An 11,339-nucleotide genomic window follows, 5' to 3' on the forward strand; every position below is an offset into this window, starting at 1 on the left:
AGACCTTGCGACCATGCCTATTATAGCCTCAAAGGCGGATAGGATAGCCTTTTGCAATCTGAAGGATTATTTTTATTTTATAAGAGATAACTCTATCATGACGAGCAAAGGCGATATTAAAGATTTAATTATATTTAATATCCTAGACGAGCTAAAAAAATATTTCCGCGATGATAAAGATATCGTAAAATCCATAGAGATCAGAAAGCTCAGAGACGCATTCATGACCTTTTATAAATTTAAGGATAATTTAGACGATTTAAGCAGGGATACTCTAATAAAAATGGATAAAATCATAAAAAATAATTCCATGATTGCGCTGAAAGATAAAAATTCTAAGACGCAGGATAGGATCGGGGTTATTATATATAATTTATTAGGATTAAAAGCCTATCTAAAATTTAGAGAGATAGCTCTTTGGGTTAGGAAAAATACCTCTAAATAGACAATGAGTTAAAATATGTACACTTTATACGCAATTTTTATATTTTATTTTTTCGCTGCTTTAGCATATGGTTTTTCTATAAGACACAGAGAAATCCGACCGTTGCTATATTACGCTTTTTTATCTATATTCTTTATTTTAGTAGCGTTTCAGGATAATTACGGGACCGATTATATAATGTATAAATTTTTATTTTTAGAAACAGAAAGATTATATTCCCTGTACAAAGGGATAATTATGTATCTTTTGATAAAATATTTAAACCCTTTAACTATTAATTATGGATTACTTTTTGTCATTTGGTCTTTAATACAAACTATTGCTTTGAATTATATGGTCAAAACTTATAAAAAATTTTATTATTTTGACGACAAGCTTCAAATTATTACATATATTCTATTTACATTGTCGTTTTTTGCCATGTCATTCAATGCCCTTAGATCGGTTATCGCTACGACCCTTATACCGATAGTTTTTATTTTATACTATGAGCGTAAAATTTTAAAATCTTTTATGCTTACCGCCATAGGGGCGCTTTTTCATCCGACTATTATCATTATAATACCTCTATTTTTGATATTTGATTTATTTAAAAAGCACTATAAAGCCGCCCTGATGATTTTTGCATTTATGCTATTTTTTGTATTTAATAGGATAGGTATTATTCAAATAACTGCGGATTTTATCTACAATCACGTCCCTGCCAATATCTACATGGACTATCTGGTCTCTTATCATATGAAACCGTATAGCGAAAGCATTTTTAGCTATTTGGGCATCTATTTTATCCTTTTTACGAATATGCTGTCTGTGCTGTTTTACAAAAAAGAGACGGATAAAAAGAGTATATTTTTATACAATCTCGCGTATTTTGCGGCGCTGCTGCGGATTTTATTTTACGGCATCCCTATTTTAGGCAGAGTTTATCTGCTATTTAGCGTTTTTGAATTTTTTATCCCCTACGTTTTATTTAAAAATTTAAACACAAAAAAAACCTTCTACTTGGGGTATTTTATCCTAATAGCTTTTTTTATCACCGTGATGAAATATCTATTATTTAATAACAGAGTCTCGTTTTGAAAAAAATTTTTATTATTGGTGGCGCTGCTTCTATGATGATAAATTTCAGAAAAGAATTTATCACAAAGCTTATCGGGCAAAATTTTAAAATTTATTGCCTAGCGGATGATTACGACGATGTCTCTCGCAGCAGGATCAAAGAGCTCGGCGCGACGGCTTTGGATTACAAGCTAAATTCTAAAGGATTAAATCCGCTTGGTGACGCTCTTGCGGTATATGATTTGATAAAGCTCATTAAAAAACATAAGCCAGATATAGTATTTAGCTTTTTTGTCAAGCCCGTGATTTTTGGCACCATAGCGGCAAGATTAGCGAGAGTACCGCGTATCGTCGGTATGCTTGAGGGGCTAGGCGGGGCCTTTACTTTGCATAAAAATGGATCTTCCGCGAAAGCTAAATTTATAAAATTTATTCAAATTTTACTTTATAAGTTTAGCCTTCCTCTGCTCGATAAACTCATTTTGCTAAATAGCGACGATAAAAAAGACCTTGTTGGTAGATATAAAATCGGCGTAAAAAGCGTTGAAATTTTAGGCGGCATCGGGGTCGATCTGGCTAAATTTAAATACTCCCAAGCGCCCGCAAAGCCCGTGAGTTTTATATTTGTAGCTAGACTTTTGGCGGAGAAGGGGGAGTTTGAGTATCTACGGGCTGCAAAGATCATAAAGAAAAAGCACAAAGAGGTGAAATTTTATATTTTGGGCTCCTTTGACGAGACAAATCCTTTCGGTCTGAAAAAACGACACCTAGATATGTATCTAAACGACGATATCGTGATATATCCGGGCTTCGTGGACAATGTGGATGAGTGGATCGCAGGCTCTAGCGTGTTCGTACTGCCGTCGTATTACAGAGAAGGCGTTCCTAGAAGCACGCAGGAGGCGATGGCGATAGGCAGGGCGGTGATCACGACCGATAGCGTGGGCTGCAAAGAGACGGTCACGGACGGACTGAACGGCTTTTTGGTGCCGCCCTGCGAATATGAAGCCCTGGTGCAGAAGATGGAGTATTTTATACATAATCCAGGAGCGATCGATAAAATGGGACTAGAGAGCAGAAGGATCGCGGAGGAAAAATTTGATGTTCATAAAGCAAACTACAGGCTTTTAAAGATGGTTTTGGGAGATTAAATTTTATAAACCCTTTTTTCTGATCATAACGTTGATCGTCGCAAAGATCGTCTTGATCTCTAGCCACAGCGACCAGTATTTGATGTAATAGAGATCATACATTAGCTTTTGCTTGGCATCATCGATGTTTTCTCCATAGGGGTAATTAACCTGCGCCCAGCCGGTGATACCAGGGCGGACCAGATGGCGTTCGTTGTAATAAGGGATCGCTTTTTCGTAGTTTCTAACCAAAATGTCCCATTCCGCCCGAGGCCCGATTAGGTGCATATCTCCACGCAGTACGTTGATGCATTGCGGCAGCTCGTCTATCCTAGTCTTTCTCATAAATTTGCCGAACTCGAACACCCTGCTATCGTTTTTTTTTGTGTATGGATTATGAACGCAATGCTCGTGCATGGTTCGAAATTTATAACATCTGAAATTTTTCAAATTTAATCCTACGCGATTTTGTATGAAGTATAATTTCCCCGGCGACTGCTCGTCTATTTTCTTTTTTACGTGAAATTTGATCGCAAAAAATATTACATACAAGATCGCTCCGCCTATGTAGTCTATGACGCGCTTCGTAGCGTACTCGAAGTCGTTATACGGCCTAATGTTGCTTAAAAATTCCAAATCCCTATCGTCGTCGGGAATATAACATTTATGAAAGAATTTTTCTAAAAATTTTTCGATAGTTAGAATTTTGAGCCGCTTGTGATTGAAGCGAAACTGCAAAAGCGTGAGGAATTTTATCATTTTAGGATCGATAAATTCTTTGGTATTTATGATCAGAAATTTATAATTGTGATTTTTAAGTAGACCTTCGATCTGTAGCCGAACCTCTACGAAGGGGCGAGCTGTGTATTTTACGATGTCGACTTTGTCGAATTTTTTATTAAGCTTTTTTAATTCTATATTGGTAAATTTATATTTTTCGCCAAGAATCAGCATGCTTTTACCGCTTTTGCCTTTCGTAAAATTTCATTATTTTAGCATTGTTGTGTTAAAAGATATTTAATTCGAGATTGCTTTTTATCTAAGATGCGGGTTTATTGAAGATAGATTAAGTGGTGGTTAGAGGCAGAATCGAACTGCCGACACGCAGATTTTCAGTCTGCTGCTCTACCGACTGAGCTATCCAACCACCGAAAAAGAAAAGTAATTTTATCCATGCAATACTTAAATCTCGGTTAAAATCCTTGATTTTCGCTAGATTTTTGTACGTTGCGCTCCAAAACAGCCAAATTTACTCAGTTGGAATTTTCTAAATTTTAGTGATAAAAATATTGCTTGCGCAGTAATTTACAATAATCAAAAAGGGCTATCAATCTAAAAGCAAAGTGATATAAATTTACTATTTAGCCGACTTTGCAAATTATACGCTTGGTTCTAGGCTATGCAAAGTAGACAAATTTGCGCGCATAATGGTCGATAGCCGCGATTGGTTAAATTTAGCGTCGAAAATTGGCTTTAATTTGGACTTGGCGAAGCATCTTTATAAACATTGCGTCAAAGCCAGTAGTGTGACATCGCGAGGCATGCTTCAGCTAGACTTACTTAGATATATCCGCGCAGAAGAAGCATTGAAATTTTAAAATACGATTGCAAATTGTATTAATAAAGGCTCGACCTGATCCATCTAAACTTGATATGCTTATCTATCCGAGTTGTGCGACTTGTTTTTTAAATAGCTCGCCGCGTTCAGCGTAGCTTTTAAATTGATCCAAACTGGCACATGCAGGGCTTAACAGCGCTATTTCGCTCGCAGAATGTATGGAATTTTTAAAATTTTCGAAATTTTTAGAATTCTGCGAATTCTGAGTTTCACCGTCATTTGCGCGGCGTTTCGGCGAAGAGGCGTCGTTGCTTGCGGCAGATGAGCCGCCGCCTTTTTGCAGCGTGTCCTCGCCGATCTTTGCGTTTTCTTTCGCCTTGCCGCCGTTGCATCCGTCATCCGCGCCTAAATTTTGTACTTTCAATTCGCTTGCGCCGCTTTGTTCAAAGCCTGCGCCTCGATACCGCTTCGAAATTTCGCTCACCGCCGTTTGTAAAATTTCGCAGCGCACGCAAGGAAGTCTGTACTCGTCGCATAAAAGCACGATTTTATCGGTATTTGAGCCGATCGCGTAAATTTGCAGATCGTATTTTTTAAACTCCGCAAAAAGCGGGTGCAGATCCACGCCTTTATCGTCGCCGCCGAGGATCAGATGTATTTTGCGCCCCGCGTAGCGCTTCAGCGCCTGCGCGCACGCATCGATGTTGGTGGCCTTCGTGTCATTGACCCAGACCCTGCCGCGCACGTCGGTAAACTCCTCTAGCTTATTGCCCTCGATCACGAAGTCATTCAGTCGCATGGCGTCGCATCTGTCGAATAAAATTTTCTCCACGCACAGCGCCAAAAGCGCGTCTATCAAAAAGGGGGTGCGGAATTTTATTTCGCCCAGATCGATGCCGAATTTTTGCGCCAGATCCGCTTCGTCTTCGTAACAGATCACGCGGGCTAGGCTGTTTTGCGCGGCGGCAGAGCTTTCGTAGGCGCGCGGGATTAGCGCCACGGAGCCTTCGCGCATCGCTAGCAGCGGCGAGAGTTTGGCGCGCTCATACTCCGCGAAATCGCCGTGCCAGCTGAGATGATCGGGCGTGATCGCAAGCAGCACGTAGATGTCGGGACGCGCGCGCTTGGTGTAGTGCAGCGTAAACGAGCTCGTCTCCAGCACCCAAATTTTGGCACTTTTATCAAGCTTTGCAAGCGGAACGCCCACGTTGCCGCCCATTTGCGAGCCGTATCGCTCAAGCAGGTGCTGCATCATCTTCGTCGTCGTAGTCTTGCCGTTCGTGCCGCTGATCCAAATTTTGAGGCCTTTGTAATCGTCAAAATAATCGTATTCGCTGATTAAATTTCGTGCCTTTCGCACCAGCTCGTGATGCGGCGGAAAGCCTGGACTTGGGATTTCAAGCTCGCTTGCGGCGGGATCGAACTCGCTCGGGTTTAAAAGCGCGTTACCGAACTCGTCCAGCTTCGGCGCGCCCGAAGAAATTTCAAATTTATCGTCGTAGATGTCCCAGGAGCCGTCTTTTTGGCAGTGCTCGGCGATCGCTCTGGTCGTAAGCCCGTAGCCAAATAGCGATTTTTTCATTTTTTTCCCTTTTTGCCCCATAAAATTTGAGCTATCTCATCGGCGCTAAGCTTGGTAATTTCGCCGCTTCTCTCGTATCTTTCAAAAAGCCACATTTGATCCGCGCTCGCATTTTATCTCAGTTTCAGCGATGTCAGCGCTATGATATTTGCGATCAGCGCGATGATCCAAAAGCGGATGATGATTTTATTTTCGACCCAGCCTTTAAGCTCGAAATGGTGATGTATCGGTGCCATCAGAAAAATTCTGCGTTTAAAAATTTTAAAGCTGCTCACCTGTAAGATCACGCTGAGTGTCTCGATGACGAAGACAAAGCCGATCATTATGAGCAAAATTTCATTCTTCGTGATGACCGCGCAGTATCCTAAAAATGCGCCCACGCTGAGGCTGCCGCTATCGCCCATAAAGACTTCGGCGGGGTAGCAGTTAAACCATAAAAACCCAAGCAGCGCGCCGATGAGCGCCGAGACGATGATGCAGACCTCGCCTGCGCCCGCGACGCGCGGTAGCAAGAGATATTGCGAGTAGATCGCGTGCCCGCACAGATAGGCAAATACGCCCAAGCTGCAGAGCGAAAACACCGACGGAATGGTCGCTAGCCCGTCTAGCCCATCGGTTAAATTTACTGCGTTTGAGCTCGCGCTTATCACGATCGTCCAAAACAGCGGCGCGAAGATCCATAAATTTAGTAGAGGGTATTTGAAAAACGGCACGAAAAATTCCCCGCCCAGATCGCTAAAAGCATAAAGCGTCCCTCCGATCAAAAGCGCCAGGACGTTTTGTAGCGCGAATTTAGCTCGCGCGCTAAGACCTGCGTGGTTTTGGCGGCCTAAAATTTTAGAGATATCGTCCTTAAAGCCTATGTAGCCGAAGCCTACTAAACAAAGCAGCCCGCAGAGCACGAAGACGTTGTTTAGCTTGGCGCACAGCAGGCTAGCAAGCACCGCGGCGGTAACGAAAACGAGCCCGCCCATCGTGGGGGTTTTGCTCTTTTTCTGATGGTTTTGCGGCGCAAGCTCGTAGATGGGCTGCGCGGCGTGTCTAGCTTGCGCCCAGCGGATAAACCGCGGCATAGCCCAGACCGAAAAACAAAAAGCGATAAAAAACGCAAGCCCTGCGCGCGCGGTGATGTATTGGAAAAAATTTATATTCGTAAGATGATAGAGATAATAAAACAAAGTTTGCCTTTTAAATTTTATGAAATTTTATATGAAAACGCGCATTTTAGTATAAAAGAGGTAAAATTTAGCTTTTAGGGCGGATGAAATTTTGCCGCATTTGCCAAAAGAAAGTATAATGCCGCTCGTAAAAACAGCGCCGCAGACCTGCTTCAAAAGGCCTGTGCGGCGAAATTTAGACGAAATTTAGGAGCCAAAATGGGGCAAAAGACGATTTTACTTATCACCGACGGCATCGGCTTTAACGCGAGCGATAAATTTAACGCGTTCGCAAATGCTAAAAAGCCCGCCTATGATTATCTTTTTAAAAACGTTCCAAATACGCTGCTGCGCACCTCCGGGCTTGCCGTGGGCTTGCCGCAAGGGCAGATGGGAAATAGCGAAGTAGGGCATATGACGATCGGAAGCGGGAGAATTTTGTATCAAAACCTAGTCAAAATCGATCGCGCGATCGATGAGGGCTCGCTTGAGAAAAACGAAGCGCTGCAAAGCCTGCTTTCAAAGTGCCGCAGGGTGCACGTCATAGGGCTTTACAGCGACGGCGGCGTGCATTCGCACCTGCGCCATTTCGACGCGATCTGCGAGATAGCGCAGAATGCGGGTTGCGAGACCTGGGCGCACGCCATCACCGACGGGCGCGACGTTTCGCCGAGCAGCGGGGCGGAATTTTTAAAGCACCTACAGGCTAAATTTAAAGTCGGCAGCGTTTGCGGGCGCTTTTACGCGATGGATCGCGACAAGCGCTTTGACCGCGTAAAACGCGCTTACGACGTGCTTATGGGCGAAGCGGCGCCGCTTGAAATTTCGCCTAGCGAGTACATGCTGCAAAGCTACGAGCGCGGCGTGAGCGACGAGTTTATCGAGCCTGCGAGCTTTAGCGGCTTTAGCGGTATCGGCGCGGATGACGGAGTGATTTTTATAAATTTTAGAAACGATCGCGCTAGAGAGCTTTGCGCGGCTTTGGGCGATGAGAGCTTTAGCGAATTCAAGCGAAAATTCATCGTGAAAAATTTAATCACGATGAGCGAGTACGACGCAAGCTTTAAATTTCCTCTGCTTTTCGAGAAGCCTGTGCTTAAAAACACGCTTTGCGAAGTGATCGCGGAAGCCGGTCTTACGCAGCTTCATACCGCCGAGACCGAAAAATACGCTCACGTGACGTTTTTCTTTAACGGCGGCGTCGAGGAGCCGCTGCCTAACGAAACTCGCGTGTTGATCCCAAGCCCCAAAGTAAAAACCTACGACGAGCAGCCGCAGATGAGCGCGCCTGCGGTGTGCGACGCGGTGATCCGCGGTATCGAAGCGGGGATTGATTTCATCGTCGTAAATTTCGCAAACGGCGATATGGTCGGCCACACGGGCAATTACGATGCCGCGGTAAAGGCGGTAGAGGCGGTGGATGAATGCATCGGTAGAATTTTAAGCGCGGCGAAGGCGCACGATTACGCCTATGTCCAGATCAGCGATCACGGCAACTGCGAGGCGATGCGAGACGCGGACGGCGAAATTTTGACCAATCACACGACCTTCGACGTATTTTGTTTCGTGCTGGGACGCGGCGCGTCTGAACTAAAAAGCGGGCTCGGGCTTAGCAACGTCGCAGCGACTGTACTAAAACTAATGGGGCTGCCAAAGCCCACGGAGATGGACGAGGCGCTATTTTGAAATTTAAACGGCGCGGGTCGCGAGTAGATTTAAACTGCTAAAATTTAGGTAAATTTGGATAAATTTACGCTAGAGATTAAAATTTTAACAAAAAGGATAAGTATGAAATTTAGCGGGAAAAACGTTTTAATCACGGGCGCAAGCCGCGGTATCGGCGCACAGATCGCAAGGACTTTAGCCGGCTACGGACTTAAGGTGTGGATCAATTATCGCTCAAAGCCCGAGATAGCCGACGCGCTGCTAGAGGAGATCCGCGCAAACTGCGGAGAGGGTGCGGTGATAAAATTTGACGCGACGAATGAGGCGGAATTTAGCGAGGCGATTGCCCTGATCGCGCAAAGTGACGGCGAGCTAAGCTATCTCGTAAATAACGCGGGCATCACAAACGACAAGCTCGCGCTTAGGATGAAGTTGGAAGACTTCATGGGCGTGATCGAAGCAAATTTAAGCAGCGCCTTCATCGGCTGCCGTGAAGCTTTAAAGCTAATGAGTAAAAAGCGCTTCGGCGCGGTCGTAAACATCGCCTCGATCGTCGGCGAAATGGGAAACGCCGGGCAGGTCAATTACAGCGCGAGCAAGGGCGGAATGATCGCGATGAGTAAGAGTTTCGCAAAGGAGGGCGCCGCGCGCGGAATCCGCTTTAATTGCATAACTCCTGGCTTCATCGCCACCGATATGACGGACGCGTTAAGCGACGACGCAAAAGCAAGCTACGAAGCGAGCATCCCGCTTAAGCGCCTCGGAAGCACGAGCGACGTCGCCGAAGGAGTTGCGTTTTTACTCAGCGACGGCGCGGGCTACATTACTGGAGAGACGCTTAAAATCAACGGCGGGCTCTATATGTAGCGTTAAATAGCGGAATTTAAGGTTAAATATTATAGAATTACGCGGTATTTTTTTAAAGGAGTGCTAAAATGGCAGTATTTGAAGATGTAAGAGACGTAGTTGTAGAGCAACTAAGCGTAAGCCCGGATCAGGTTAAACTTGACTCTAAAATTATCGAGGATTTGGGCGCGGACTCTCTTGACGTAGTTGAGCTAGTAATGGCTTTAGAGGAGAAATTTGGTATCGAGATCCCAGATAGCGAGTCCGAAAAATTAGTAAGCATTAAAGACGTAGTAGATTATATAGAAAATTTGCCTAAAAAATAAAATTTTAAGGAAGCGGTTTTGAAACGAGTCGTAGTAACGGGCATCGGGATGATAACCTCTCTCGGGCTTGACAAACAGAGCAGTTTTGAAAATATCTGTAACGGAAAAACCGGGGTTGATAAAATTTCGCTCTTTGACGCTAGCGAATTTCCGGTTCAAATTGCAGCTGAAGTAAAAGGTTTCGATCCTTCGAGCATAATCGAGGATGGAAAAGAGATAAAAAAGATGGATAGATTTATCCAGCTGGGACTTAAAGCCGCGGGTGAAGCTATGGATGACGCTAAATTTAGCGGTTTCGATAGCGACGAATTCGGCGTTAGCTCGGCTAGCGGTATCGGCGGTTTACCGAATATTGAGATAAATGCCAATACCTGCTTGCAGCGCGGCCCTAGGCGAATTTCTCCGTTTTTTATCCCTTCTGCATTAGTAAATATGCTCGGCGGCTTTGTTTCTATATATTATAAATTAAAAGGTCCGAATTTATCCAGTGTTACGGCTTGTGCGGCTTCTGCGCATGCGATTATGGACGCTGCGAGAGTTATCATGATTGGCGAAGCGAAAAAGATGCTCGCAGTGGGTGCCGAGGCTGCGGTTTGTCCCGTAGGTATCGGCGGATTTGCCGCGATGAAGGCGCTTTGCGCTAGAAATGACGATCCTGCACACGCTTCACGTCCGTTTGATGCGGAGCGAAACGGCTTTGTTATGGGCGAAGGCGCGGCGGCTTTAGTTTTAGAAGAGCTAGGGGACGCAAAAGCGCGCGGCGCTAAAATTTACGGCGAGCTCGTAGGATTCGGCGCTAGCGGCGATGCTTATCATATCACTTCGCCTAGCCTAGACGGTCCTATCCGCGCTATGAAAAAGGCCTACGAGATGGCGGGATGCCCGAAGATTGATTATATCAACGCCCACGGAACGTCCACTGCGATAAACGATAAAAACGAAACCACGGCGTTAAAAGAGCTTTTCGGCGAGGGCAAGGTGCCTGCGGTCAGCTCCACCAAGGGTCAGCTAGGACACTGCCTGGGCGCTGCAGGAGCGGTAGAGGCTGCGATCAGTCTTTTAGCGATGCAAAACGGCATCATACCGCCTACGATAAATCAAATTTCAAAAGATCCCGATTGCGATTTGGATTACGTGCCAAACGTCGCTAGAAAAGCCAAACTCGATTGCGTTATGAGCAATAACTTTGGATTTGGCGGCACGAACGCATCGCTTATTTTCAAAAGAGTAGATTAATGGCTAGCTATCTGGACTTCGAAAAGTCTATAAAGCAGATCGACGAGGACATCACCGCGGCTAAAATTCGCGGCGATGAGGACGCGGTCGAAATTTTAAATAAGAACCTCGAAAAAGAAATTTCCAAAGTTTATAAAAATTTAAACGAATACCAAAGACTTCAGCTTGCGCGCCATCCGGATCGCCCTTACGCGATCGATTATATTCGCGCGCTTTTGCAGGATGCCAGGGAGCTTCACGGCGACCGCGCCTTTAGAGATGATCCGTCGATTGTGTGTTATCTGGGCATTAAGAGCTATAATCGCCAAATCACGTTCCTTATTTTTGTTGAATGA

At 44.8% G+C, this 11,339-nt stretch carries 10 protein-coding genes, 1 tRNA gene and 1 pseudogene; 8 read left to right on the forward strand and 4 right to left on the reverse strand.

Annotation, left to right across the window (positions count from 1 at the left end; all coding sequences use genetic code 11):
- The 3 genes from Q0198_RS09420 to Q0198_RS09430 form a co-directional block, all read left to right on the forward strand.
- Nucleotides 1–445: hypothetical protein (locus Q0198_RS09420; protein WP_297897399.1), on the forward strand; the 445-nt coding region annotated here is incomplete at its 5' end.
- Nucleotides 446–460: 15 nt separating this feature from the next.
- Nucleotides 461–1,525: an EpsG family protein gene (locus tag Q0198_RS09425; RefSeq protein ID WP_297897402.1), complete on the forward strand. Its 1,065-nt coding sequence runs from the start codon at nucleotides 461–463 to the stop codon at nucleotides 1,523–1,525.
- Complete coding sequence (locus Q0198_RS09430; RefSeq protein ID WP_297897404.1) at nucleotides 1,522–2,655, forward strand: glycosyltransferase family 4 protein; 1,134 nt, start codon at nucleotides 1,522–1,524, stop codon at nucleotides 2,653–2,655. Before Q0198_RS09425 ends, Q0198_RS09430 begins: the two co-directional genes overlap by 4 nt.
- Before the next feature lie 3 nt (nucleotides 2,656–2,658).
- On the opposite strand, the gene Q0198_RS09435 is transcribed toward Q0198_RS09430, so the two are convergent.
- The 4 genes from Q0198_RS09435 to mraY all read right to left on the reverse strand — a co-directional run bounded on the left by Q0198_RS09435 (nucleotide 2,659) and on the right by mraY (nucleotide 6,952).
- On the reverse strand, nucleotides 2,659–3,588 hold the full coding sequence (locus Q0198_RS09435; protein ID WP_297897407.1) for a sugar transferase: 930 nt from the start codon (nucleotides 3,586–3,588) through the stop codon (nucleotides 2,659–2,661).
- A 117-nt stretch (nucleotides 3,589–3,705) separates the two neighbouring features.
- A tRNA-Phe gene (locus Q0198_RS09440) sits at nucleotides 3,706–3,781 on the reverse strand.
- A gap of 514 nt (nucleotides 3,782–4,295) precedes the next feature.
- Nucleotides 4,296–5,774 (reverse strand): UDP-N-acetylmuramoyl-L-alanine--D-glutamate ligase, encoded by a 1,479-nt coding sequence (gene murD, locus Q0198_RS09445; protein WP_297897410.1) that lies wholly within the window; start codon nucleotides 5,772–5,774, stop codon nucleotides 4,296–4,298.
- Nucleotides 5,775–5,887: 113 nt separating this feature from the next.
- Nucleotides 5,888–6,952, reverse strand: a complete 1,065-nt coding sequence (mraY, locus tag Q0198_RS09450; protein ID WP_297897413.1) for a phospho-N-acetylmuramoyl-pentapeptide-transferase — start codon at nucleotides 6,950–6,952, stop codon at nucleotides 5,888–5,890.
- Between the two features lie 198 nt (nucleotides 6,953–7,150).
- On the opposite strand from mraY, the gene gpmI reads away from it, so the two are divergent.
- The 5 genes and pseudogenes from gpmI to Q0198_RS09475 form a co-directional block, all read left to right on the forward strand.
- Nucleotides 7,151–8,617 carry a 2,3-bisphosphoglycerate-independent phosphoglycerate mutase gene (gene gpmI / locus Q0198_RS09455; RefSeq protein ID WP_297897416.1) on the forward strand — a complete coding sequence of 489 codons (1,467 nt, stop codon included), beginning with the start codon at nucleotides 7,151–7,153 and terminating at the stop codon, nucleotides 8,615–8,617.
- A 102-nt stretch (nucleotides 8,618–8,719) separates the two neighbouring features.
- Nucleotides 8,720–9,463 (forward strand): 3-oxoacyl-ACP reductase FabG, encoded by a 744-nt coding sequence (fabG, locus tag Q0198_RS09460; RefSeq protein ID WP_297897418.1) that lies wholly within the window; start codon nucleotides 8,720–8,722, stop codon nucleotides 9,461–9,463.
- A 68-nt stretch (nucleotides 9,464–9,531) separates the two neighbouring features.
- Nucleotides 9,532–9,768, forward strand: a complete 237-nt coding sequence (gene acpP / locus Q0198_RS09465) for an acyl carrier protein (RefSeq protein ID WP_005873350.1) — start codon at nucleotides 9,532–9,534, stop codon at nucleotides 9,766–9,768.
- An 18-nt stretch (nucleotides 9,769–9,786) separates the two neighbouring features.
- Nucleotides 9,787–11,004 carry a beta-ketoacyl-ACP synthase II gene (locus Q0198_RS09470; RefSeq protein WP_297897420.1) on the forward strand — a complete coding sequence of 406 codons (1,218 nt, stop codon included), beginning with the start codon at nucleotides 9,787–9,789 and terminating at the stop codon, nucleotides 11,002–11,004.
- Nucleotides 11,004–11,291, forward strand: a pseudogene (locus tag Q0198_RS09475) (acetyl-CoA carboxylase carboxyl transferase subunit alpha); the annotation flags it as partial. The gene Q0198_RS09470 and the pseudogene Q0198_RS09475, both read left to right, overlap by 1 nt.
- Between the last annotated feature and the right edge of the window lie 48 nt (nucleotides 11,292–11,339).

It is taken from the genome of uncultured Campylobacter sp., from assembly GCF_938045205.1.
GTDB lineage: Bacteria > Campylobacterota > Campylobacteria > Campylobacterales > Campylobacteraceae > Campylobacter_B.